Origin of the sequence: Erythrobacter litoralis, assembly GCF_001719165.1 — a bacterium.
In the GTDB taxonomy this organism is placed as follows: Bacteria; Pseudomonadota; Alphaproteobacteria; order Sphingomonadales; family Sphingomonadaceae; genus Erythrobacter; species Erythrobacter litoralis.
The window spans coordinates 2886082-2909569 of sequence record NZ_CP017057.1; the positions used below are offsets into that span (position 1 = coordinate 2886082).

At 65.8% G+C, this 23488-nt stretch carries 20 protein-coding genes; 9 read left to right on the plus strand and 11 right to left on the minus strand.

Features of this window, described 5'->3' with window-relative positions; translation table 11 throughout:
- Window positions 1-4: 4 nt before the first annotated feature.
- Complete coding sequence (locus Ga0102493_RS13730) at window positions 5-1348, minus strand: alkaline phosphatase PhoX (RefSeq protein ID WP_034902000.1); 1344 nt, start codon at window positions 1346-1348, stop codon at window positions 5-7.
- 72 nt (window positions 1349-1420) lie between these two features.
- On the minus strand, window positions 1421-1942 hold the full coding sequence (locus Ga0102493_RS13735; protein ID WP_161490073.1) for a flavin reductase family protein: 522 nt from the start codon (window positions 1940-1942) through the stop codon (window positions 1421-1423).
- A gap of 219 nt (window positions 1943-2161) precedes the next feature.
- Between Ga0102493_RS13735 and Ga0102493_RS13740 the strand changes: the two genes are divergently transcribed.
- Window positions 2162-3037 carry an alpha/beta fold hydrolase gene (locus Ga0102493_RS13740; RefSeq protein WP_034902001.1) on the plus strand — a complete coding sequence of 292 codons (876 nt, stop codon included), beginning with the start codon at window positions 2162-2164 and terminating at the stop codon, window positions 3035-3037.
- Window positions 3038-3046: 9 nt separating this feature from the next.
- On the opposite strand, the gene Ga0102493_RS13745 is transcribed toward Ga0102493_RS13740, so the two are convergent.
- Complete coding sequence (locus Ga0102493_RS13745; protein ID WP_034902003.1) at window positions 3047-3424, minus strand: hypothetical protein; 378 nt, start codon at window positions 3422-3424, stop codon at window positions 3047-3049.
- 335 nt (window positions 3425-3759) lie between these two features.
- Window positions 3760-4077: a hypothetical protein gene (locus Ga0102493_RS13750; protein WP_034902005.1), complete on the minus strand. Its 318-nt coding sequence runs from the start codon at window positions 4075-4077 to the stop codon at window positions 3760-3762.
- 103 nt (window positions 4078-4180) lie between these two features.
- Between Ga0102493_RS13750 and Ga0102493_RS13755 the strand changes: the two genes are divergently transcribed.
- Together Ga0102493_RS13755 and Ga0102493_RS13760 are read left to right on the plus strand one after the other, a co-directional pair.
- Window positions 4181-4816: a sigma-70 family RNA polymerase sigma factor gene (locus tag Ga0102493_RS13755; RefSeq protein ID WP_034902006.1), complete on the plus strand. Its 636-nt coding sequence runs from the start codon at window positions 4181-4183 to the stop codon at window positions 4814-4816.
- 118 nt (window positions 4817-4934) lie between these two features.
- Window positions 4935-6215 carry an APC family permease gene (locus Ga0102493_RS13760; protein WP_034902008.1) on the plus strand — a complete coding sequence of 427 codons (1281 nt, stop codon included), beginning with the start codon at window positions 4935-4937 and terminating at the stop codon, window positions 6213-6215.
- Here Ga0102493_RS13760 and Ga0102493_RS13765 read toward each other — a convergent pair.
- From Ga0102493_RS13765 to Ga0102493_RS13775, 3 genes are all read right to left on the minus strand, one after another.
- Complete coding sequence (locus tag Ga0102493_RS13765) at window positions 6212-7510, minus strand: acyl-CoA dehydrogenase family protein (RefSeq protein ID WP_034902010.1); 1299 nt, start codon at window positions 7508-7510, stop codon at window positions 6212-6214. The two genes, Ga0102493_RS13760 and Ga0102493_RS13765, sit on opposite strands and share 4 nt — an antisense overlap.
- On the minus strand, window positions 7510-8850 hold the full coding sequence (locus Ga0102493_RS13770; protein ID WP_034902012.1) for a phosphotransferase: 1341 nt from the start codon (window positions 8848-8850) through the stop codon (window positions 7510-7512). Before Ga0102493_RS13770 ends, Ga0102493_RS13765 begins: the two co-directional genes overlap by 1 nt.
- A 214-nt stretch (window positions 8851-9064) precedes the next feature.
- Window positions 9065-10492 (minus strand): aldehyde dehydrogenase family protein, encoded by a 1428-nt coding sequence (locus Ga0102493_RS13775; RefSeq protein WP_034902014.1) that lies wholly within the window; start codon window positions 10490-10492, stop codon window positions 9065-9067.
- Window positions 10493-10696: 204 nt separating this feature from the next.
- On the opposite strand from Ga0102493_RS13775, the gene Ga0102493_RS13780 reads away from it, so the two are divergent.
- Entirely contained in the window at window positions 10697-11404 is a 708-nt protein-coding gene (locus Ga0102493_RS13780; protein ID WP_034902016.1) for a glutathione S-transferase family protein, read from the plus strand.
- Window positions 11405-11447: 43 nt separating this feature from the next.
- Window positions 11448-12320, plus strand: a complete 873-nt coding sequence (mtnP, locus tag Ga0102493_RS13785) for an S-methyl-5'-thioadenosine phosphorylase (RefSeq protein WP_034902018.1) — start codon at window positions 11448-11450, stop codon at window positions 12318-12320.
- Here mtnP and Ga0102493_RS13790 read toward each other — a convergent pair.
- A complete protein-coding gene (locus Ga0102493_RS13790) occupies window positions 12317-12955 on the minus strand; it encodes an isochorismatase family protein (protein ID WP_034902019.1) in 639 nt (212 codons plus the stop codon). The genes mtnP and Ga0102493_RS13790 overlap by 4 nt on opposite strands.
- A gap of 46 nt (window positions 12956-13001) precedes the next feature.
- Window positions 13002-15536 (minus strand): TonB-dependent receptor, encoded by a 2535-nt coding sequence (locus Ga0102493_RS13795; protein ID WP_034902021.1) that lies wholly within the window; start codon window positions 15534-15536, stop codon window positions 13002-13004.
- A gap of 253 nt (window positions 15537-15789) precedes the next feature.
- On the opposite strand from Ga0102493_RS13795, the gene Ga0102493_RS13800 reads away from it, so the two are divergent.
- A complete protein-coding gene (locus Ga0102493_RS13800; RefSeq protein WP_034902023.1) occupies window positions 15790-16461 on the plus strand; it encodes a GntR family transcriptional regulator in 672 nt (223 codons plus the stop codon).
- A gap of 3 nt (window positions 16462-16464) precedes the next feature.
- On the opposite strand, the gene Ga0102493_RS13805 is transcribed toward Ga0102493_RS13800, so the two are convergent.
- Entirely contained in the window at window positions 16465-17646 is a 1182-nt protein-coding gene (locus tag Ga0102493_RS13805) for a CaiB/BaiF CoA transferase family protein (protein ID WP_051697727.1), read from the minus strand.
- A gap of 156 nt (window positions 17647-17802) precedes the next feature.
- Here Ga0102493_RS13805 and Ga0102493_RS13810 point away from each other — a divergent pair, with 156 nt between their 5' ends.
- Genes Ga0102493_RS13810 through Ga0102493_RS13820 form a run of 3 tightly spaced genes read left to right on the plus strand, consistent with a single transcriptional unit; the run spans window position 17803 to window position 22707 of the window.
- Complete coding sequence (locus tag Ga0102493_RS13810; RefSeq protein ID WP_034902027.1) at window positions 17803-18723, plus strand: hydroxymethylglutaryl-CoA lyase; 921 nt, start codon at window positions 17803-17805, stop codon at window positions 18721-18723.
- 41 nt (window positions 18724-18764) lie between these two features.
- Window positions 18765-20816, plus strand: a complete 2052-nt coding sequence (locus tag Ga0102493_RS13815; protein ID WP_034902028.1) for a hydantoinase/oxoprolinase family protein — start codon at window positions 18765-18767, stop codon at window positions 20814-20816.
- A 4-nt stretch (window positions 20817-20820) separates the two neighbouring features.
- On the plus strand, window positions 20821-22707 hold the full coding sequence (locus tag Ga0102493_RS13820; protein WP_034902030.1) for a hydantoinase B/oxoprolinase family protein: 1887 nt from the start codon (window positions 20821-20823) through the stop codon (window positions 22705-22707).
- Window positions 22708-22710: 3 nt separating this feature from the next.
- On the opposite strand, the gene Ga0102493_RS13825 is transcribed toward Ga0102493_RS13820, so the two are convergent.
- A complete protein-coding gene (locus Ga0102493_RS13825; protein WP_051697729.1) occupies window positions 22711-23463 on the minus strand; it encodes a hypothetical protein in 753 nt (250 codons plus the stop codon).
- Window positions 23464-23488 lie beyond the last annotated feature (25 nt).

Consider the following 23488-nt stretch of genomic DNA (forward strand, 5'->3'; position numbering starts at 1 on the left):
TTCCTCAGGCCGCCCACGGACCCATGATCGCGAGCGTCGCGGTCGGTGAATAGACGTTGACGAACAGCCACCTGCCATCGGGCGAAAAGCACGCCCCGGCAAGCTCGGTCTGGGTCCGTAGACGCGCGAAATCATAGGCGCGCCCAGCGGGCGTGATCCCGCGCAGATGGTTGTCGACGACCTCGGTATACTGGTCCTCGCACACGATCAGGTGGCCGTTGGGCGCCACGCACAGATTGTCGCCGTAATTGAACTGCTCCTCAGTCTCGCTTTCGAAGAACAGCTCAAACCGGTCGCTTGCGCCGCGGCGTCCGGGCACGAGGCGGAAGACCTGGCCGAGCCCCTTCGCCCCGCCGCTGGTCGCGCAGGCGAACATTTCGCCCGCGCCCATGTGCAGCCCCTCCCCCCGCGCGATCAGCGCCGCACCCGCGGCCGCGGCGCGCCGGCGCAGGTCGTCGGCGGGCGCCTCCACGTCGGAAAGGTCGATCCAGCGCACGTCGTAACCGCGCCCTACCGGCATCGCGCTGCCTGCCCAGTTGCGCGTGTCGGCCAGTCCTTCGAGCGCCATCGCCTGCAAGCGGCCACCCTTCACCAGGTCGCCCGACATCCGGGGCACGAAGCGATAGAGGACGCTGTCGTCGCGGTCCTCGGTCATGTAGATGAAGCCGGTTTCTGGATCGACGCAGGCCGCTTCGTGGTTGAAACGCCCCATCGCGGTGAGCGGGACCGGATCGACCAGCCCGTTCGCGGTAGCGGGAACCTCGAACACCCAGCCGTGATTGCGCGCTAGGCCGTCGCCATATTTCTGGCCCGGCCCGGTCGGCGCTTCCTCGCAGGAGAGCCAGGTGCCCCACGGCGTCGTCCCGCCCGCGCAATTGCGGATCGTCCCGCCGAGCGAGCGGAACTGGCGTTTCACGGCCAGTGTGCCGGCATCGAGCACGATCGTCGTCGTCCCGCCGGGCACGAATTCACCGTTCCGCGTCCCGAAGCCCTGGGCGATCGGTCCGCCCGCATCATGCTGCGGCTGAAGTTCGTGATTGCGGACGAGCGCGATCTCGCCATTGCCGATGTCGAACGCGCCCATGCCATCGCCGCGGTCGGGCACGGTGCCGCCGTCGTCCATCGCATCGCCGAGACGGGAAAGCACGCGGTAGGAAAACCCTTCGGGCAAGTCGAGCAGGCCCTGCGGATCGGACCGCAGCGGGCCATATCCGGCGAACGCTCCGTTCGCACCCGGCATTCCGTCGCGGCCCGCGGTGCGGATCATGCAGCCGCTCAGGGCGAGCGCGGCAAAGGCGGTGCCGGTGGCGGAAAGGAAGTGGCGGCGGTCGGAATGGAAAACTGGCATGGGGGATCTCGTCAGATGGATCGATGCGGCGTCATATAGGGCAGCCGGACGGCATTGTAATGAACGGGACGCTCATTCCCCGACGCGGCAGAAACGCCCGCGAAAGAAGCCGAGCGGTGCAGCGTTGTCGGAGGCCTCGGGCGCGTCCATCGCGGTCACTTCGCCCAGGATCATGGTGTGGTCGCCCGCGGGATGGCTTGCCCAGTGGCGGCACTCGATCCGCGCGAGCGCGCCCTTGACCACGGGCAATCCGTTCTCGCTCCAATCGAAATCGGACTCGATCAGCCCGCTCGAGGCGCGTGCGGCATAGCGGCGGGCGACCGCCTGCTGGCTCTCGGCGAGGATCGAGATCGCGAACCGCTCCGTCTCCAGCCAGCCCGAAAACTGGCTCGAGGCGTTCTGCAGGCTCCAGCACACCAGCATCGGGTCGAGCGAGACCGAGACGAAAGAATTGACCGTCATCCCCATGATCCCGCCATTCTCCGCGTGGTCGGCAGAGGGGGCGGAGACGACGCACACGCCAGTCGCGAACAGGCTCATCAGCCTGCGAAACTCGGCAGTCAGGGCCGGGTCTGCAGGGGCGGCATCGGGCAAGGGGGATTCTCCGGGTGAAGGCATGGGAGGGTTCGGGCGGATCGCGGATTACCCGATAGAGGCTGCGCGCGACAAATCAAATCCCGAGGCGCATCTCGGTGCCGCAAGTTTCGGCGGGGCCGTTTCGCAAAAGGGGGAGGTTGACCCTCGCGCCGGCTGTAGGAATGAGGCCTGCAGCACCAATCGGCCGATGGCCGAGAAAACGGGATCAGACCAAACATGCCGACACGAACCGCGCCCGCCACCCACCAGGTCGAGGTAGGGGGCGTGCGCCTCACCCATTTCGACTGGCTTGGCAAACCGAGCAATTCCGAGCCGCCGCTGATCTTCGCCCATGCGACCGGCTTCCACGCGCGGGTGTGGGACGCGGTGATCGAACATTTCCCCGACAGGCGATGCATCGCGCTCGATCTGCGCGGACATGGGCGCTCCGCAGGCGAGCCGATCGACGACTGGCGGATCGTCGCCGAGGACGTGAAGACGGTACTCGACCGGCTGGGTATCCGCCGAGCCGTGGGTGTGGGCCATTCGATGGGCGGGCATGTCCTAGCGCAATGCGCTGCCGACAAACCCAAAGCCTTCAGCAGGCTCGTCCTGTTCGATCCCGTCATCTGCGCCCCCGATTTCTACGCCCCCGACGCGGCGCTCTACACCGGCGATGCTCCCCATCCAGCGATCCGGCGCAAGCGCGACTTCGCCTCGCCAGAAGCGATGATCGAGCGATTCCGCGAACGCGATCCCTATTGCCTGTTCGAGCCTCGCGTGTTCGAGGATTACTGCCGCCATGGCCTGCTGCCGAAGGAAAGCGGAGAAGGATACGAACTCGCCTGTTCGCCGGAAGTCGAAGCGAGCGTCTATGCCTCCAGCCGCTCCAATGCGGGCATTCTTGAAGCGGTGAAGCGGATCGAGGCGCCGACGCTGGTCGTTCGCGCGAAGCAGACCGACTTCACCGATTTCAAGAGCTCGCCGACCTGGCCGCAGCTCGCCTCGACCATCCCCGGAGGCGAAGATCTGCACCGCCCCGACCGGACCCATTTCCACCCTTTCGAAGACCCGGCAGACGCCGCGCGAATCATCGCGGGCTGGATCGGCTGAAACGGCGGATCAGCTAGCCTCCGCCGCTTCGAGCAGGTCGGCGAAATCGCAGCGTACCTGCGCGATCTCTTCGGGCACGGCGCGTACCATGTTGCGCCGGATAAGGCTCGCCAGCCCGCCATAGAACTGCACAAGCGCCTCGTGCAGCGGGTTGGCTGGATCGACAGAGCGGCCGAGCCAGAGCGCGATCCCGTGCGCCCGGGCAAGCGCCTCGCGCGGGGCCACGCCGGGATTGCGCTCGATCGCGAGTAGGGCCTGTCCGAGCGCGGTCACCACCTCCTCAAGGCAGATCCGGGTCAGCTCGCCGCCGCGAGCCGCCTCGATTCGGGCATCGACTTCGACCCGGCGATAGGCGGCGGCAGGGTTGCGGGAGAGCAGCGCAGTCATCTCAATTGCCCCTCACCTCGAATTGCTGGCGCAGGAAACTCGAGCACGACGCCGTAGGCCGCGCCTTCCTCGCCCTTGATGAACAGCTGCGGGCCGCCCTCCCCTTCCGCGACATAAGCGTTGAGCGCCCCCGCTCGACCCGCTGATGCGGCTGGCAAGATCGGCGAGCGTGTCGTCCGGCCCGACCATGATGGCAAGCGGGGTGCGGTCCGTGTCCTCTGTGAAGCTGGTGCCTAAGACCGTGCCGAAACGGATCGTGAGCGTTTCTTCGCCGACGAGGTCATAGCCGCTGGAATCAGTCGGAGAGACCAGCGTCTGGGCGGCGGCTTGCTGAGTCACTTCGAGCGAGAAGCTGACCGAGGGCGCGACGCCCGGAGTGGTTGCGATACGCGCGAAAGAAGGGCCGCCGATCGAAGCGCGCGGTGCAAGTCGCCGCTGTGGATGCGGTCGCCCAGCGCGTTCGAAAACCCGGAAAGCGAAGAGCGGATCAGCGCGGCGGCAGAAATGCACGCCTCGAGCTGCTCGGCCTGACGCTGGAGCTGGACGCGCTGGAGAGCGAAGGTCGCCGCCGAGAGGTCATTGGCAAGCAGGATGAAATTTTCGCCGCTGCCGCCATTTAGTGCCGAATGGATGTATGCGCCGGGATTGTCCATGCCCCCCAGAACGGCCCGCGCCCCGCGTCCTTAAGCCCGTCTGGTCTCAAGCGCTGCCCGGCACGCTTTCGGAGGTCGAGGACTGGGTGCGCCGCTTCTCCCCATGGTCCACCACGCAGAGTGGCATGTCCATGGCATGGGGCGCGAAGGGCTTGAGATCGAGGACCTCGTCCAGACGGGCGTCATGGCCCTGACGGTATGCGCGCGCCGACATGCGGGCCCGAGGGAGGACGGCTTTGCCGCCTTTGCCAAGATCCGCGTGCGCGGCGCGATGCTCGACCATATCCGGCGGCAATTGAACGACACCCGCAATGCCAGGAAACGCCGCGCCGCCTATGAACGCGCTCTTGAACGCCTTCGCATGGAAACGGGCCGCGAACCGAGCCGGGCGGAAATCGCCGCCGCGCTCCACATCAGCGACGGCGAACTCGTCCAGATCGAGGCGAGCGCGGTCACCGTCTCCTCGATCAGCGAGGAAGATGACAACAGCAACACCGCCTTCGCGAGCGAGGATCCAGACCTGTTCGAGGCGCTGTGCGCGTTGGAGGACCGCGAACGTCTGGCCGAGGCGCTGGGCGAGCTTCCCGACCGGCTGAAACTGGTGCTGCAACTCTTCTGCGTCGAAGAATTGAACCTGACCGAAATCGCCGCCGTGCTGTACGTGAGCGTCCCGCGCGTCCACCAGTTGCGGGCCAAGGCGCTGAAGGACCTCAAGACAATGATGGAGGCGAATGACTGAGGGCGCGGGGCGCGCGCGAATTGACTTTCCCGCCCGCATCGTATCTGCTCCATATTTCGGGCCGCGTTCCTGGGGGAAGGAACGTACCATCGCACTTGACCAGAAACCGCCGCGCGTCGTGGGGCTGACCGGCGCCATCCTGATGAATCTAAACGCGGTCATCGGGTCGGGTATCTTCGCCCTGCCCGCGCTGCTGTTCGCCGCGGCGGGGACGTTCTCCCCGCTCGCGATCCTCACCTTCGCCGTGCTCTATGCGAGCCTCATGGCGGTGGTGGCCAAGCTCACAACCGTGTTCCGGCAATCGGGCGGGCACCAGCTTTTCGCAGAACACGCTTTCGGCAAGGCGGTTGGTTTCCAGGCAGGCTGGCTGTCGGTGTTGGCGAACATGGCGGGCGCTTCGGCCAATTTCCATGTCCTCGTCTCCTATCTCGCCGCGATCTTTCCGTTCTTCGCCGATCCGCTCATGCGGCTCGCCAGCATCGCCGTTCTGATCGCCACCTTCACCGCGATCAGCATGAGCGGAACGGCGCGCGCGGTGCGGCTGATCGGGATCGGGACCGTGCTCAAGCTCTCCCCGCTGGCGCTGCTGTGCGTGGTCGGCTTCGCCACCAACGGCTTTCCTACCGAGGTGGAACTGCCGCGCTTTTCCGAGTTCGAATCGATCGCGCTGCTGCTCGCCTTCGCCTTTTCGGGCGCGGACCTCGCCATTGCGGCGGCGGGCGAGATGAAGAACCCGCGCAGGATGATGCGCCGCGCGATCTTCACCACGCTCGGCGGAGTGGCGGTGTTCTATGCGCTCATCCAGTGGGCCTATATCGCGATCGCGCCCGACCCGGGCGAGGTCGACGCCCCGCTCGCCGCCGCCGCGCAGGTGGTGATGGGCGATTGGGGCGCGCTGATGATCAGCTGTGCCGCGATAATCTCGGTCACGGTGTTCCAGCTCAACGTCTTCGTCGCGATCCCGCGCATCTTCTACGGCATGGCGCGGCGCGGCCTGCTGCCGAGCCCGATCGCCTTCGTCTCGCCGCGCTTCCAGACCCCGGTCGCCGCGATCGGGATGTATGGCGGCATCATCGCCCTGCTCGCCCTGTCGGGCAGTTTCGAGGCGCTCGCCGTGCTGCTCGTGAGCGTCGAGCAGACCCTGTTCGCCATGAGCATCACCGCGCTCGTCGTGATGTGGCAGCGCAACGATGCCGGGCTGAGACGGGCGATGGACGCACGCTGGCTTTTCATTTTGCCGTTTGCGAGCGGGGTGGTGCTGTGGCTCTTGAGCAAGGTGTCGTGGGACGCGGCGCTCTCGACCGCGCTCTACGTCGGAGTCGGCTTCGTCCTCTACGTCATCTCGCGCCGCAGCGGAGTGGAGCACGAAGGCATCGACCTGCCCGAAGCGCGCGCCTAGCCGACCATCCCCTGCATTTGCTTCTTTCGGGGCCCGAGATAGCCGAACAGATACGCTCCCACCTTGCGCATCTGGATCTCTTCCGACCCTTCCGTGATCCGATAGCGGCGGTGGTGGCGATAGATGTGTTCGAAAGGCGTGTGCCGCGAATAGCCGATGCCGCCATGGACCTGCATCGCCCGGTCCGCCGCCTCGCAGCACAGCCGGTTCGCGTAGTAATTGCACATCGAGACCTTGTCGGAGATCGTCCGTTCGATCTCTTCATGGGCCATGTTGTCCATCTCCCACGCGGTCTTGAAGATGAGGAGGCGCAGCATTTCCGCCTGCGTCGCCAGTTCCACCAGCGGGAACTGGATCGCCTGGTTGCGCGCGAGTTCCTGCCCGAAGGGCTTGCGCGCCCGCGCGTATTTCACGCTTTCGTCGATGCAGAACAGCGCCGCCCCGCAGCTCGACGCGGCCTGCCGGATGCGGTTCTGGTGGACGAAGCTCTGCGCCAGAGCGAGGCCGCGCCCCTCGACGCCGAGGATCGAACTGTTCGGCACCCACACGTCCCTGACCGACAGGCGCGGGTGGTCGGTCGGCATGTTGAAGGTCCACAGCCATTCCTCGATTTCGAGGCCGAGTGTCGGGTTCGGCACGAGGAAACAGGTGATCCCGCTCGCATCGCCTGCCTCGCCGGAGGTGCGGGCGAACATGGCGCAATGGGTCGCGACGTGCATCCCGGTGATCCACATCTTCTCACCGTTGATGAGCCAGCCGTCCACGCCATCGCGCGTCTCGCGCACGGCGCGGGTTTCCATGTGGGTCGCATCCGATCCGTGATCGGGTTCGGTCAGGCCGAAGGCGACGCGGCGTTTGCGCTCGAAGCCGCCGGTGATGAATTCGGCTTTCTGTTCCTCGGTCCCCCATTGTTCGAACATGGCGACGAAGGGGAAATTGCCGACAATGCTGTGCTCGTTCTGGAGGTCGTTGTGAAGGCCGAGGCCCTTCCTCGCGAAATGCTCGCGGATGACCGCCATCCAGAGGTTCGAGCCGTCCTTGCCGCCGTATTCCTTCGGCGCGGAGAAACGCCAGTGGCCCGCCGCATCGGCGCGGCGGGTGGCCTCTTTCAGCAATTCCTCCCATTCCTCGCGTGGCAGGCCGTCCTTGTCCCAATCGGTGCGCGCATGTTCGCGGCGGTGGTCGAAGAAGCGGATGTTGTCGTCCTGTTGCTCCAGCGGCTTGATCTCGGCTGCGATAAAGGCGTCCAGTTCATCGAGGTAAGCCTGCAGGTCCGCAGGGATAGCGAAGTCCATCAATCCTCTCCCACCCATTTTGCCCACGCCGCTTCGAGCGCGGGATATTTCGGCACGTCGGCGGCGAGCTTTTCGAGCGCCGCAGTCTTGAGTTCGGCCAGCAGGCCCGGCTCGTCCAGCCCGACCCCGCCGCCGAGAATTTCCTGCGCCAGGTCCGCATCCTCCAGCATCGGCACGATCGCATCGTCGCGCGCGATCATGCCCAACGCATTGCGCGCCACGGCAAGCTGGAAACGGTCGTGGCCTTCGACCTTGTCCTTGAGCGTGGCCAGCCATTCGGACACGGCGAGAGCGATCTCGCCCGAGGTCGCCTCACCGGTCGGCGCTGGCGCCTCGATGTCGGGATCGGCGCTCGCCCGGCGCTCCGCCTCCGGGGCATCCTCCTCCAGCAGCATCAGCAGGTCGAGTTCCTGCTCGCTCGTCCGGCGCGAAATAACCACGCGTTCGAGCATCCGGTCGGAGCCGTCGCGCCAGACCTTCGCGCATCTGAGGCACCCCATCGCCCACCAGACGGTGCGGTGGACCAGCCAGTAACGGAACCGCTCGCGGTCGACGCGGCGCCCGCTTTCCGCCTCGTAGGCGGCGAAATAGTCCTCGAGGCTGCCGAGGCCGAGGGCGGGCCGGTCGTAGCGGCCAAAGCGCCACACCGCCATGCAGCCGAAAGCGAGGTCCTCGTGCGGGTCGCCGAAATGGGAGAGTTCCCAGTCGAGCACGCCGGTCAATTGCGAGTCTTGGGCGAGTATATTGCCCATGCGGTAATCGCCGTGATTGAGGACCGGCTCGCAGGCCTCCGGGCAATTGTCCTTCATCCACTTGAGGCCCAATGCGATGATCGGCCGGTCGCCGCCCGCTTCGATGAATTGCGCGCGCAGATCGGCGATGGCCTCGCGGTAGTCCATCACCGGCACGTCTTCGGGCAGGTCCGCGGGGCGCAGGGAATGGATGCGCGCAAGGTCACGCGCGACCTGCCGCAGCAGGCACGCGGGGTCCTCCATCGCGAAGATGTCCTTCGGGTTCGGCGTGCCCGGCAGCGCGCGCATGACGAAGCCCGATCCGATGCCGTCTTCGGGCGCGAGTTCGACCACCACCTCGGGAGCCGTAACCCCGGCGGCCCGCGCGGCGCGGATGACGGCGGCCTCGGTGGCGTGGCCGAAGGGGCGGTCCGCCATGAATTCGAGGCTGGGCGCGCGGCGCAGGACGAAATCCTCAGCTCCCGAAGAGAACCGCCAGCTCTCCATGGTCGCCCCGCCGGTAAGGCGGCGGAGCCCGTCCGGAGCCTCCATCCCGGCCCTTGCGAGGGCCTTCGCGAGGCCTTCCGAAAGCGTCTCGGCGTCGATCATCAAAGCGCCTCTTGAGCCGGGTTTCCTACCCGAAAACCGCGAGCTAGCTTCGCATCGGGTCTTTTCACGTCAAAACCGCGCATCGAGCCCGTCAGGCACGCCCGCCGGGCATCCTCCTGTCTGCACGACGCGAACTATCTCTCCAACAGCGCCGCGAATCGGGGCCTTGCGGCTCCCGAAACGCGGTGCGCGGGTTGGAGAGGGGCGGCAGGGGTCAGGCCGGGACGTTGTCCTTCTTGACCGTGATGACCTGCGGATAGGTGAATTCCTTGAGGCCTTCCTTGCCGTATTCCGCGCCGAAGCCCGACTGCTTGTGCCCGCCGAACGGAGCAAAGGGCGAGAGGTGGAGGAATTCGTTGACCCAGACGGTCCCGGTCTCGAGCTGTTCGGCGATCTCGACGCCCTTGTCCGGGTTCGCCGTCCACACCGCGCCGGCAAGGCCGTATTCGGAATTGTTGGCCTTGGCGATGACCTCTTCCTCGGTCTTGAACTTCATCAGCGGCATGACGGGGCCGAACTGTTCCTCGGCGACGATCCGCGCGTCTTCGGGCGGGTTGTCGAGGATGGTGAGGGGGACGAAATAGCCGGTGCCCGACGGGTCCTTGTCGCCGCCGAGCAGGAACTTGTAGCCCTTGTCCTTGGCGTCCTCGATCAGTTCGAGCACGCGTTCGTACTGCTTCTTGTTCTGGATCGGACCGACCCCGGTGCCCTGCTGGGCGCCGTCGCCGACCTTCACGTTCTTGGCGTATTCGACGATCGCGGCGGACAGCTCGTCATAAATGTCCTCGTGGATGTAGACGCGCTTAGCCGCGATGCAGATCTGGCCGGCATTGGAGAAGCTCGACCAGAAAAGCTGTTCGGCGACCTTCTTGGGATCGGCATCGGGCAGCACGATCGAGGCGTCATTGCCGCCCAGTTCCAGCGTGATGCGCTTGAGGTCGGCGCTGGCGCCTTCCATGATCTTCTTGCCCGTCGCGGTCGATCCGGTGAAGGTGATCTTGTCGATGTCCGGGTGCGCGGTGATCATCGGGCCGAGGTCATCCTCGCCGGTGATGATGTTGACGACGCCGGCCGGCACCTTGTCTGCGATCAGTTCGGCGATGCGCAGCGTGGTGAGCGGGGTGAAGGGGCTGGGCTTGAGGATGATGGTGCAGCCCGACAGCATGGCCGGCACGATCTTCTGGATCGCCATCATGACGGGGAAGTTCCACGGCACGATCCCGCCGACCACGCCCACCGGCACGCGGCGGGTGCGTGACAGGCGCGCATCGCTGTCCTCGTTGATCTCGTCCTCGAGGCTGAGCGTCGACTGGGCCGCGCTCATCGCCGCCGCGCCGTAGATTTCCTGCTGCGCCTGGTTGTGGGGCTTGCCCTGTTCGCTGGTGAGCAGGCGGAACAGCTCGTCCGCATTTTCCTTGATCGCGCCCGAGATCGCCATGATCGCCGCCCGGCGTTCGTCGATCGGGGTCTTGCGCCAGGTCTTGAAAGCGGCGCGCGCGGCGGCCACGGCCTTGTCGAGCTCGTCCTGGCCGCAGGCGGGGACCTGGCCGATCACTTCCTCGTTCGCCGGGTTGACGACGTCGAGCCATTCCCCGGTCTCGATCATCTCGCCGTTGATCAGGTTCCTGTACTGCTTCGCCATGGTGTTTCCTCTCTCTGTCGCTAGTCCCAGTCCGACGCCTCGCGGAGGAGTCGGTGCGCAGGCGAAAGTGACGTGTTGCAACTCAAAACGCAATTCCCGTTTGGGCGGGGAGACTAATCGCGGCGGCGGGCGGGCGCGCCTATCGATTGCGCTATCGCGGCAAGGCTCTATGCACGCGAAGCCGAACTGAGGAGACCGACCCGCATGAACGACAATGACCGCCCCGATCTCGTCATCTATGGCAGCCCCGTTTCCCCCTTCGTTCGCAAGGTCGCCGGGGTGGCGATCGAAAAGGACGTTCCCTTCGAGATCGAGGAGGTCAACGTCTTCAATCCCCCGCAATGGTTCCGCGACATCTCGCCGATGAAGCGCATTCCCGTCCTGCGCGACCGCTCCGTCGCCGAGGAAGGACCGGAAGGGACCATCGCCGACAGTTCCGCCATCTGCGCGATGATCGAGGCGAAGCATCCCGAACCGGCGCTCTACCCGGCGGATCCCCATGCCCGCGGCCGCGCAATCTGGATCGAGGAATATGCCGACACCGCGCTCGCCCCGGCGGGCGGGCTCGGCATCTTCCGTCCGATCTTCTTTGCCGTATCCAAGGGCGAGGAGCCGGACGTCGAGCGGGCGCGCGCGACATGGGCCGAACAGATGCCGCCGGTGTTCGACTATCTCGAAAGCGCGCTCGGCGGGCGGGACTTCTTCGCCGGGGACGCGCTTTCCATCGCCGACATTTCGGTGACGACGATCCTCATGCAGATCGCGCTCGTCGCCCATGTGCCGCTCGACATCTGGCCTGCCCTCGCCGCGCATTACGAGGCGATGCAGAAGCGCCCGTCGATCGCCGGGCCTTACGCGCAGGCTGACCGCGCGATCCGCAAGGCCTTGCCCGAGCGCTTCGACCTGACCTAAGGCTCTGGACCCAATCGGGGTTCAACGGAAAGACGCGGTCAGCATGGCAAGCGAATGGTGCATCGGGATCATCGGCGGGTCCGGGCTCTACAACATTGATGGGCTCGAAGACGCGCAGTGGATCGCGATCGACACGCCCTGGGGCGAGCCTTCGGACGAGATCCTGTGCGGGCGGATCGGCAAGGTGAAGCTACGTTTTCTCCCTCGCCACGGACGCGGGCACCCGATTTCCCCGACCGAGCTCAACGGGCGTGCCAATATCGACGCGCTGAAACGCGCGGGCTGCACCGACATCCTCGCCCTGTCGGCGGTCGGCTCCCTGCGCGAGGAGATCGAGCCGGGCCGCTTCGCCGTGGTCGAGCAATTCATCGACCGCACGTTCAATCGCCCCTCGACCTTCTTCACCAGCGGCTTCGTCACGCACGTGTCGATGGCCGATCCGACCTGCCCGCGCCTTTCGACCATGATGGCGAAGGCGATCAGCGCGGCAAAGGGCAAGGTCGCGGTCGGCGCGACCTATCTCGCCATGGAAGGCCCGCAATTCTCGACCCGCGCGGAAAGCCGGATGTATCGCCAGTGGGGCGCCGACATCATCGGCATGACCGCTTTGCCCGAGGCCAAGCTCGCCCGTGAGGCGGAGCTGCCCTATGCGCTCGTCGGCATGGTCACCGATTACGATTGCTGGCGCGAAGGCGAAGCGGTCGGAGTTGCCGAGGTCGTCGCGCAGATGCAGGCCAACGGCAAGCTCGCGCGCGAGGCGGTGCGGCGCTTCGTCGAGGCGCTGCCCGGCAAGCGCGAGCCATCCCCGATCGACACTGCATTGGACGATGCCGTCATCACCGCGCCGGACGAACACGATCCCGATTTGCTGACGAAGCTCGACGCGGTCGCCGGGCGGCTGTTCGCGGAAGGCTAGTTCCGGGCGATTTGCGCGAAATGCTCCTTCGCCTCGGCCAGGCGCACGACATCACCGTATTTCGCGTTCATGTCGAACAGGTTGGCGCGGTGGACGCCCTCGTGGCGGTCCCCGACGGCTTCCTCGACCACCAGCGGAATGAAGCCGTGCTGGCAGGCATCGACGCAGCTTGCGCGGATGCAGCCGCTGGTGGACACTCCGGCCAGCAGGACGCTGTCATGCCCGCCCGCGGTCAGGGTCGAGGCGAGCGAGGTGCCGAAGAAGGCGCTTGCATATTGCTTGGAGACGACGAGTTCGTCCTCGGCCGGCTCCAGCCCCTTGGCCCATGCTCCCATGGCGTTTCCGCGCACGAAATTGGCGAGCGCGCCGACCTTCTGGGCAAAGCGGCCCCCGTCGCGCATCGAGGGGTGAAAGACGACATTGGTGTAGATCACCGGGACGCCCGCTGCCCTTGCCGCCGCGCGCAGTTCGATCGCGGCTGCAAGGGTGTCTTCGACCCCGGCGTGGAGGGGGCTGCCGGGGTCGAAATAGGCTTCGACCATGTCGATGATGATGAGAGCGGGACGCTCCCCGAAACCGATCCGGCCTTCGAAGACACCGGCATAATTGCTCTTTGCGTCTTCCTTTTCACCCACCCGAAGGGCTCCTTTCGCATGCTCGGCCGGATCGGGCCGCTTACCGTCAGAAGTTGTAGCCGAGCTCCACCCCGAACCGGCGCAGGCCGCCGGGCGACAGGAACGAGCCGCCGAATTCGACCGCCGGGATGACCTCGTTGAGATAGCGCTCATTGGTGAGGTTCTCGGCAAAGGCGGTGACGCGGAAACTGCCGGTCTCGATCCCGACGCGCAGGTCGAGAATGCCGAATTCGTCGCGCTCGGTGACCGAATATTCGGCATCGCCGACCTCGGCCGGAAGCTGCAGGGCCGATCCCGGCAGCAAACCGCTGAACAGGGTCGGGTTGGCATCGTCCTGAACCGTATGGAACCACGTCGGACCCGTCAGGCGATAATCGGCGCGGACCACGAAATCGATCGCGTCGGTGATCGGCTGCACAACCTGGGTGCCGATGTTGACAGTGTAATCGGCGGTGTAGGGGCTTTCATTGCCGATCGTGCTCGGGCGCGAGGAATTCGCCTTGATCTCGCTCTCGGTCACGTTGGCCGAACCGAAGATGTCCCAGCCGTCGATGATCTCGAAGGCAAGGTTCGCCTCGGCCCCGTAAAGCTCAACCTCGTCGATGTTCGAAACCACGCGCAGCAGGCCGAAACCGCCGACGAAGAATTCGAAGAACTGCATGTCGTCGACCTGGGTGTAATAGCCCGCGACATCGAAGGTCAGGCGGCCGCCGAGCGCGGACCCCTTGATCCCGGCCTCGAACGCGCTCGACACTTCCTTGTCATAGACGTCTTCGATCAGCACGTTGGTGCCGATGAACTGGTTGAACGCCTGGTCGACGATTGCGGCCGAGCCCTGGTTGTTGAACCCGCCCGATTTGAAGCCGATACCCCAGTTGGCGTAAAGGTTAACGTCGTCGCTGAGCTCATAGCGAAGCGAAACCTTGGGCTGGAACTGGCGGAAGGTTTCCTGCTGATCCGGGAGCGGCTGGACCACCCCGTTCACGACCTGCTGGCCGGGATTGATCGGCCCGCCGGTGAAGGGATCGAACACCGCCGGCACGAGGCTGGTCGCGCGCCGTTCCTCGATGTCGTAGCGCCCGGCAAGGCCGATCTCGAAGCGGTCGCTCACTTCGTAATCGAGCGAGGCGAAGGCGGCATAGACATCGGTGTCGAAAGCGTCGTTGTAGAGCTGACTGGTGGGATTGATCGTGTCCGGCCCGTTGTAGAGCTGCGGAATGACACCCTGGCCGAGATCGGCACCGATGCTGACCCCGACTTCGCGGTCGATGTGGAGATAATAGGCGCCGACCTGCCATTCGAGCGGTCCGTCGCCGTTCGAGGCAAGGCGGATTTCGCCCGAAATATCGCTCTGGTTGCGGACCTGCAGCTGGGTCCCGTCGCACGTCGTCGGGCTGAACGCGCCGAAGGTCGAACCGGTGGCGGGATCGAAGATGAACGGCACCGGCGTCTGGCCGATGAAAGTCGGCGCGTTGAGCGGGAAGCCGGTCAGTTCAGCCGTGCTGGCAAAGCACGCATTCGACGCCGCGACCGAGGCCGGGGTCGCGCCGGGGAAGGTGAAGCGCGCGAAGTCCGCCGAAGTCCCGTCGGCGACGAGGAACTGGTCGACATCGCTGTAGAGCGCCCAGGCCGTCAGCGTCGCGAAGTCGAATTCATGCTCGATCTTGGCCGAGACCTCGAAGGTCTCCTGCGTGTTGATCGGGCGGATATTGCCGTAGAAATCGAAGGGATGCTCGTTCACGTCCTCGTAGAAGGCGGGGTCCACGCCCGCGAAATTGGGCAAGTGGAACGAGGTGTTGTAGGCGATCGACGCGCCGTCGAGATCGGCATAGCGCGCCTTGATGTCGAGCTCGGTCCTGGGACCGAGATCGGCGACGAAGCGCCCGTCGACCGACCAGATTTCCTGGTTGTCGACGAAATCGCCGTCGAGGAAGCGATTGAAGAAGAACCCGTCGGTGTGGAAATAGCTGCCCGACAGGACGAGGCCCGCGCTCTCGCCGATCGGCGTCGAGATATAGCCGTTGGCGCGATAGGTGTTGTCCTCAGCCGCGCTGACCAGCACGCTGCCTTCGAGGATGTCGCCGGGCTTCACTGTCTGGATGACGATCGCGCCGGCCGCGGCGTTGCGCCCGTAAAGCGCGCCCTGCGGACCTTTCAGGATCTCGATCTGGCGCAGCGTGCCCTGGTCCTGGTTGAGCTGGGCGGTGTTGGTCTTGAGAATGCCGTCGACCACCAGCGCGACCGAGCTTTCCGCGTCGCGCGCGCCGTTGATGCCGCGGATGTTGATCTGGGTGTCGCCCGCCTCGGCCGTGCCGGTGACGATGGTCACGCCGGGGGTGAGCTGGACGAATTCGTCGGCCCGCTCGATCCCGGTGCGCTGCAGCGTTTCGGCGGTGAAGACGGTGACCGCGGCGGGCACTTCGGAAAGCGTTTCCGACTGGCGCCGCGCGGTGACGATGATCGCGCCCGGCTCCTCCGCCTCGGCGCGCTCGGCCTCGCTGTCCTGCGCCATGGCCGGAGCCGCGCACAGCAACGCGCCCCATGCGGCGCTCCCGGCGAGAATGGTCCTGAAATTCCTCATTTGCGACGACTCCCCTATAAGTCCGGGCGATTGCGGTCGCCCGGCGGGTACCGGCCGGCTGCCCGGCCCGGTGCTGCACGAGGGGGCGCGGCACGGCGCCCGACAAGCCCCGAACCATGCCGCCTCCCCCGGATTGGAGAGGCTTATTGTATACAATTTGCGCGCGTCAAGGAAAATTGGTAGCGCTGACACGTTGGTTCACGGGAAGGGCGCAAGTGATGATTTCGGGTAACACCTCGGCCGGGCCGGCCCGGTGACGCGCGCGTCGGACAGGGCCTATGCCAAGATCCGCGCCTTCCTTCTGGGCGGCGGCGCGCATCCGGGCGAACAGGTGACCGAGGAACGGCTCGCCGAGATCGCCGGGGTCAGCCGGACCCCGGTGCGCGAGGCGATGCGCCGGCTCGAGAACGAACTTCTGCTGGTGCGCAGCCCGTCCAAGCGGATCTTCGTCGCCGACTGGTCGCGCGACGACATCGACGAGATGTTCACGCTGCGCCAGATGCTGGAGGGCCACGCAGCAAAGCGCGCCGCAACGCGGCTCACCGCGCAGGAGATCGACCGGCTGGAAGCGGTCAACGGGTCCCTGCGCGAGGCGATCGCGGGCGAACCGCCCGACATCGTGCGCTTTCTCGAGGCCAACAGGCGTTTCCATGACATCATCACCGGGGCGGCGCGCTCGCCGCGGCTGGGACAGGTGCTTGCCATGCTGGTCGAACAGCCGGTGCTTGTGCGCACGGCGCGGCATTATTCAGTGCGCGACCTGCGCCAGTCCGCGCGCGACCACGACGAGCTGATTGCCGCCTTCCGGGCAGGCGATCCCGACTGGGCTCAGGCGGTGATGAAGAGCCACCTGCGCCGCGCCTTCCACACCTTCGCCGATGCGGCGGAGGCGGAAGGCGGGGCTGCGAAGGACGCGGCCGAATAGGGCCTATATGATCCCGCGTTCGGCAAGGTCGGACATGGCGCGGCTGTCCATGCCGAGCAGTTCGCCATAGACTTCTTCATTGTGCTGGCCGAGCTCTGGTCCGACCCATTCGATGCCGCCCGGCGTCGCCGAAAGTTTCGGGGCGACGTTCTGCATCCTGAAATTCTCGTATTTGGGATGCGGCACCTCGACGATCGCCTCGCGCGCGACAAAATGCGGGTCATCGAGCATTTCCGGAGCGCGGTAGATATTGCCCGCTGGAACGCCGTGTTCCTCACACAATTCAAGCACTTCCTTGCTGGTGCGCTGCTTCGTCCACTCGCCGATCATGTCGTCGAGTTCGGCCTGCCGCTCACCGCGCGCGACATGGCTGTTGTAGCGCGGATCATCGCCCAGTTCGGCCATGCCCATCATCGTCGCCATGCGCTTCCACACGCTGTCCTGGTTGCCCGCGACCAGAACGCTGCCGTCCTTGGTCGGATAGACGTTGGAGGGCGCGATCTTGGGCAGGATCGATCCGGTCCGCTCGCGGATGTGGCCGGTCACGGTGTATTCGGGCACGGTCGATTCCATCATCGCCAGAACCGCTTCGTAGATGGCCGAATCGACCACCTGCCCCTTGCCCGTCCTATGCCGGTGTTCGAGCGCCATCAGCGCACCGAGACAGGCATAGGTCGCGGCGAGCGAATCGCCGATGGAAAGTCCCGCGCGGCTCGGCGGGCGGTCGGGTTCGCCCGCGATGTAGCGCATCCCGCCCATCGCCTCGCCGATCCCGCCATAGCCCGCGCGCGAGGAATAGGGGCCGGTCTGGCCGTAGCCCGAGACGCGGATCATGATCAGCGCCTCGTTGATCGCGGAGAGTTCCTCCCAGCCGAGATTCCAGCGCTCCAGCGTGCCCGGGCGAAAATTCTCGAGCAGGAAATCGGCCTTGGCGGCGAGCTGCCTGACAATCGCCTGCCCTTCCTTTTCGCGCAGGTTGAGCGTGATCGACTTCTTGCCCCGCGCAACGACCGAGAACCACAGCGGGACGCCCTGTCCCCAATTGCGCATCGCATCGCCCACCTTCGGCGGTTCGACCTTGATCACCTCGGCCCCGTGATCGGCCATCAACTGGCCGCAGAAAGGTCCTGCGATAAGCTGGCCCATCTCGATCAAACGCAGTCCCGACAGAGCGCCCTCGGCCATGTGATCCCTTTCTTCTGGTGGCAAAGCATGTCGCGCCCGAAGACCCGGTGGCGGCCCCCGCGCTGAGATCGGGCCTATACAGAGCGAATTTGCATTTGTATACAATTTGCGTATCGAGCCAATGACCGATTCCAGCCGAGCGAGCGTGCAGCCTTCATGTCCGACCCCATCGAGATCCTCGAAGTAGGCCCGCGCGACGGGCTCCAGAACGAGGCGGAGATCGTCTCGACCGCTGACAAGCTCGCGCTGATCGGGGCGATGATCGGATATGGCGCGCGTCGGCTGGAAGTGGCCAGCTTCGTCCATCCGGGTCGCGTGCCGCAGATGGCCGATGCGGAAGACGTCATCGCCGCCCTGCCCGATCGCGAGGACGTGCAGTATATCGGCCTCACCCTCAACAAGCGCGGGATCATGCGCGCGCTCGCCACCCGCGAGGGCGGCCCCAAAGACGGAAAAGGGCGCGGCGTCGACCAGGCCGGCTGCGTGATCGTCGCAAGCGACACGTTCGGGCAGAAGAACCAGGGCCAGTCCATCGCCGAAGGCATCGCAGAAACACGCGACATGCTGCGCTTCGCCCGCGCCGAAGGGCTGTCGGCGCAGGTCACGATCTCCGCCGCATTCGGCTGTCCGTTCGAAGGCGAGGTGAAGCCTGAGACGGTTCTCGCCATTGCCGAGGAGCTCGCCGCCGAGGACCCGGCCGAAATCGCGCTCGCCGACACGGTGGGCGTGGGCGTTCCCGCGCAGGTCACGGACCTGTTCGGGCGGCTCGGTGAAATGCTCGCGGGGCGGATACCCATGCGCTGCCATTTCCACGACACGCGCGCGACCGGCATCGCCAATGCCTGGGCGGCATATGAGGCAGGCGTGCGCACCTTCGACGCCTCGCTGGGCGGGCTCGGCGGATGCCCCTTCGCCCCGCGCGCAACGGGCAATATCGCGACCGAGGATCTCGTCTACATGATGGACAATTCGCACATAGCCACGAATATCGATCTCGCAGCGGCGATCGCGGCCAACCGCGCCTTTGCCCAGGTGCTGGGGCGCGAATTGCCCTCGCGCGTGGCGCGGGCGGCCTAGGGGAACATTCCGGCCGCCGATGCGGCAACAGGGGAGATTGCATGACTTACAGGCTTGGCGTCGATGTCGGGGGGACCTTCACCGACCTGCTGCTGTTCAACGAGGACAGCGGGCGCTTCTGGCGGCACAAGACGCCCTCGACCCCGCACGACAGCTCCGAAGGGATCCTGAACGGCGTCAAGGCGATCACCGAACAGGCGGGCGTCTCGCTGAAGGACGTGGTCTATTTCCTCCACGGCACGACGGTCGCGACCAATGCCGTGCTCGAAGGCAAGGGCGCCAAGGTCGGGCTGATCACGACCGAGGGCTACCGCGACGTCATGCAGATCGCGCGCAGCTTCGTCCCCGGCGGGCTTGCGGCATGGATCGTGTGGCCCAAGCCGCAGCCGCTCGCCCATCTCGAGGACACGCTCGAAGTGCCCGGTCGGATGGACGCCGACGGCAACGAGGTGCGCCCGCTCGACGAAGACGCGGTGCGCGCTGTCCTGCAAAAGCTGAAAGGCCAGGGGATCGAGGCGCTGACGGTCAGCCTCATCAACGCCTATGTCAACGGCGCGCATGAAAAGCGGATCGGGGAGATCGCGGCCGAGGAACTGCCCGGCATTCCGGTTTCGCTCAGCCACGAGGTCCTGCCCGAAATGCAGGAATACGAACGCACGCTCTCGACCGTTGCCAACGCCGCGGTGCGCCCGGTGGTGAGCAGATATGTCTCGAACCTGCGGACCAAGCTTTCGGACGAAGGTTTCGGCGGCAGGCTCTCGCTGCTGCGTTCCGATGGCGGGCTGATGAGCAGCGAGAAGGCCGAGGAGCATCCGGTCAACATCCTTATGTCCGGCCCCGCGGGCGGCGTCACCGGCGCGCTGTGGGTGGCGAAGAATGCGGGGCTCAAGAACATCCTGACGCTCGATGTCGGCGGAACCTCGACCGACGTCGCGCTGATCGAGGGACTTGAGCCGCGGCGCGAGCGCACCACCGATGTCGGCCACCTGTCGGTGCGCGCCTCATCGCTCGACGTGAAGACCGTGGGCGCGGGCGGCGGCTCGATCGCGCACGTGCCCGAACTGACCAAGGCGCTGCGCGTCGGCCCGGAAAGCGCGGGCGCGGTGCCCGGACCGGTGGCATACGGCAAGGGCGGCGAAGTGCCGACCGTGACCGATGCCAACGTCGTGCTCGGTTACCTTCCCGAAGACCTTCTCGGCGGCAGCTTCCGGCTCGACCGCGAGGCGGCGAAGGTGGCGGTGCAGACCATTGCCGATGCGCTCGGCGTCAGCCTGATGGAGGCGGCGCGCGGCATCATCGACATCGTCAATGAAAACATGTTCGGCGCGCTGCGGATGATCAGCGTCCAGCAGGGTTACGATCCGCGCGAATTCGCGCTGATGGGCTTCGGCGGCGCCGGTCCGCTCCATGTCAACGCGGTCGCGCGGCTGATGGGTTCGTGGCCCGCGGTCTCGCCCGTTTCCCCCGGCGTGCTGTGCGCGCTGGGCGATGCGACGACGCGGATGCGCACCGAGACCGCGCGCAGCTTTTCGCGCCTCGCGAAGGACACGGCGATTTCCGATCTCCACGCGGTGCTCGATGAAATGGCCGCGCAGACCCGCGGCGAGCTGATCGCGGACGGGGTCGCGGAGGACCAGATAACCACCGAATTCGAAGTCGACATCCGCTATGCCGGGCAGGCCTTCGAGGTCCCGCTCACCATCGACAAGGTCGTGCTGGAGAAGGACGGGATCGAAGGCATCCTTGCCCGGTTCGACGAGGAGCACCTGCGCCTGTTCACCTTCAACATGGAAACGCCGCACGAGATCGTGAACCTGCGCGCCGTGGCGCTGGGCCAGCCCCCCTCCCTTCCAGCGGCCGAACTGCCCAAGGGCGACGGCGATCCGAGCGGTGCGAAGATCCGCGACCACAAGCTCTGGATGGACGGGCGCGAACAGTCGGCCGTGATCTACGACCGTTCGAAGCTCAGGCAGGGCGACCGCATCCCCGGCCCCGCCATCATCACCGAAATGGATTCGACCACGCTCGTCGAAAGCGGCTGCATTGCCACGATCGACGCGGTCGGTAACATCCTCATCAATCCGGAGGGCTGACATCATGCCTGCACGCATCGTCGAAACCAACGACACGCCGTTCAACAAGGTCGCGATCGACCCCGTCACGCTCGACATCATCGAGAACGCGCTGCGAAACGCCCGGATCGAGATGGACGCGACGCTGGTTCGCACCGCGATGAGCCCCGGCATCCGCGAACAGGGCGATGCCTTCCCGATGATCGCGGACCCTGCGGGCAAGATGATCGTCGGCCAGTTCGGCAGCTTCATCGACGGCTTCCTGAGAGGCTTCGACGATACGCTGGAGGATGGCGACCTCATCCTTCTGTCCGACCCCTATTCCTGCGAAGGGGCGATCAGCCATTCGAACGACTGGCTGGTCCTGCTCCCCGTGTTCAAGGACGGGCGGCTGATCGCCTATACCGCGATGTTCGGCCACCAGTCCGACATCGGCGGCATGGTCCCCGGCTCCATGCCAATCGGCGCGTCCTCGATCTTCGAGGAAGGCGTGCGCATCCCGCCGGTCAAGATCTGGAAGCAGGGCGAATACAACCACGACCTGATGAAGCTGGTGATGCACCAGACGAGGAAGCCCGACTGGTGCCAGGCCGATCTCAACGCGCTCATCGCCTCGTGCCGCGTCGCCAGCCGCCGGGTGATCGAGATGGCGGAGCGTTTCGGCGACGATGTCTATTATTCCGCCACGCAGGAACTGCTCGATCGCAACCACCGCGCGATGAAGGCGCTGATCTCCATGGCCGTGGCCGAGGAGCCGGTGAGCTTCGAGGATTACATCTGCGACGACGGCAAGGGTTTCGGCCCCTACCGGATCAAGTGCACGATGCGGCGCGAGGGCGACAAGGTCATCCTCGATTTCGACGGCACCGACCCGCAGAGCGCGGCCTCGATCAATTTCTACCTCAACGAGAACATGTTCAAGATGTTCTTCGGGATTTACATGATCATGGTCTTCGACCCGCAGATCATGTTCAATGACGGGTTCTACGACCTGATCGAAGTGCGCATCCCCGAAGGATCGCTGCTGAAGCCGAAATTCCCCGCCGCCCTGTCGGGCCGCACCCATGCGCTGGGCAGGATCTTCGACATATTGGGCGGGCTGCTCGGTCAGAAGACGCCCGAATTCCTCAATGCCGCCGGGTTCTCGTCCTCCCCGCACCTGTTCTATTCGGGATGGGACAATCGCAAGAACACGCGCGAGTGGTTCCAGCTTTTCCAGATCGGCTTCGGCGGCATTCCGGGCCGGCCGCTGGGCGACGGGCCGGACGGGCATTCACTGTGGCCGGGGTTCACGAACGTGCCCAACGAATTCCTAGAGCGGTACTTCCCGCTGCGGATCGAGCGCTATTCGACCGAGCCCGACAGCGGCGGGGCGGGGCTTCACCGGGGCGGCAACGGCATCCATATGACCTATCGCTTCCTCGCCGATGGCAATATCGCGATCCATGACGATCGCTGGTTCGTGCCGCCCTGGGGGGTCAATGGCGGCCATCCCGGCATGCGCGCGAAGAAGGTTCTCGAGCGTGTCGATGGGACGGCCGAGATCGTCGGCAACAAGGTCGAGGATGTCGAGGTGCGCGCCGGAGACCTCCTCCATTTCATCACCTGGGGCGGCGGAGGCTGGGGCGACCCGCTCGAACGCGATCCGGAACTCGTCGGCCTCGAAATCCGGCAGGGCCTCGTCACCAGCGACGGCGCGAAGGCCTATGGCGTCGTGGCGGACGACAAGGGCAATGTCGATGCGGACGCGACCACGAAGCTGCGCGAGGAAATGAAGGCCTCGCGCGGGGAATTGCCGCTGTTCGATTACGGCCCCGGCATCGAGAAACTGCGCGCCGCGTGCGAGACCGAAACCGGCCTTCCCGCGCCGCGCCAGCCCGAATGGGGCGATCTCGCGGAAGCTGCCGAATAGGCGCTATTGCGATGGCGGGGTGAAAAGGGCCGGGTCGACCGGCTCGTCCACCTTCGTCTCGGTCCACAGCACGATATTGCTCTTGATCCCGTCATAGAGCAGCGTCACCTCGCGCGCCTGCACCCAGCCATTGGGCAGCCTCACGAAATCGGCATAGAGCCGTTCGTGAAACCCGCGCGGCGTGTCGAAGGCGAGATAGGTGATGAAGCCGCTTTCCGCGTCGAACCCGAAGAGGGTTTCCGCGCCCTGCGGGTCGACGATCCGGACGAGGTCGGTCGGACGCCCCAGGATGTCGCGCGAAGGCGCGCGGTGGAGGGTAAAGCCTTCGCCCAGCGCCTGCCGCACCACGCCGAAGCCGAAATTGTTCGCCCAGTATTCGTCCGCCCGTTCCTTCGCCATGATGCCGCGCTCGGTCCATGTCGTCTCGCCGTCATAGCCGATCTCGAACAGCACCCGCTCGCCCGACTTCGCCACGATCCGCACCTTGCCCGACGCCTCGTGCGCGCTGGCCCGGTCGGGATCGAAGGCGCGCCACATCCGGTAATCGTCCGCGCGCGAGCGGACCGCGCCCGTCTCCCGGTCATAGAAGGTCGCCTCGCCCGACAGCGCAAGCGTACGCGGGGCGAGCCAGACATCGCCGCCATGCGCCTCCACCGCCCGTTCGAGAATGGCTCGCGGGGCAGGCTGCTCGGCCGCTGCGGGAAAGCCAATCGCTGCCGCGAGCAGCGCCAAACCGATTTCCAGAACCCGCCGCATCCTTGCACTCCCGATTTGTCCGGAC

Bases quoted from the DNA above. Each gene is read 5' to 3' on its own strand.
- Ga0102493_RS13730 (WP_034902000.1), bottom strand. From the start codon at position 1,348: ATGCCAGTTTTCCATTCCGACCGCCGCCACTTCCTTTCCGCCACCGGC.
- Ga0102493_RS13740 (WP_034902001.1), top strand. From the start codon at position 2,162: ATGCCGACACGAACCGCGCCCGCCACCCACCAGGTCGAGGTAGGGGGC.
- Ga0102493_RS13745 (WP_034902003.1), bottom strand. From the start codon at position 3,424: ATGACTGCGCTGCTCTCCCGCAACCCTGCCGCCGCCTATCGCCGGGTC.
- Ga0102493_RS13750 (WP_034902005.1), bottom strand. From the start codon at position 4,077: ATGGACAATCCCGGCGCATACATCCATTCGGCACTAAATGGCGGCAGC.
- Ga0102493_RS13755 (WP_034902006.1), top strand. From the start codon at position 4,181: ATGGTCCACCACGCAGAGTGGCATGTCCATGGCATGGGGCGCGAAGGG.
- Ga0102493_RS13765 (WP_034902010.1), bottom strand. From the start codon at position 7,510: ATGGACTTCGCTATCCCTGCGGACCTGCAGGCTTACCTCGATGAACTG.
- Ga0102493_RS13770 (WP_034902012.1), bottom strand. From the start codon at position 8,850: ATGATCGACGCCGAGACGCTTTCGGAAGGCCTCGCGAAGGCCCTCGCA.
- Ga0102493_RS13775 (WP_034902014.1), bottom strand. From the start codon at position 10,492: ATGGCGAAGCAGTACAGGAACCTGATCAACGGCGAGATGATCGAGACC.
- Ga0102493_RS13780 (WP_034902016.1), top strand. From the start codon at position 10,697: ATGAACGACAATGACCGCCCCGATCTCGTCATCTATGGCAGCCCCGTT.
- mtnP (WP_034902018.1), top strand. From the start codon at position 11,448: ATGGCAAGCGAATGGTGCATCGGGATCATCGGCGGGTCCGGGCTCTAC.
- Ga0102493_RS13795 (WP_034902021.1), bottom strand. From the start codon at position 15,536: ATGAGGAATTTCAGGACCATTCTCGCCGGGAGCGCCGCATGGGGCGCG.
- Ga0102493_RS13805 (WP_051697727.1), bottom strand. From the start codon at position 17,646: ATGGCCGAGGGCGCTCTGTCGGGACTGCGTTTGATCGAGATGGGCCAG.
- Ga0102493_RS13810 (WP_034902027.1), top strand. From the start codon at position 17,803: ATGTCCGACCCCATCGAGATCCTCGAAGTAGGCCCGCGCGACGGGCTC.
- Ga0102493_RS13815 (WP_034902028.1), top strand. From the start codon at position 18,765: ATGACTTACAGGCTTGGCGTCGATGTCGGGGGGACCTTCACCGACCTG.
- Ga0102493_RS13820 (WP_034902030.1), top strand. From the start codon at position 20,821: ATGCCTGCACGCATCGTCGAAACCAACGACACGCCGTTCAACAAGGTC.
- Ga0102493_RS13825 (WP_051697729.1), bottom strand. From the start codon at position 23,463: ATGCGGCGGGTTCTGGAAATCGGTTTGGCGCTGCTCGCGGCAGCGATT.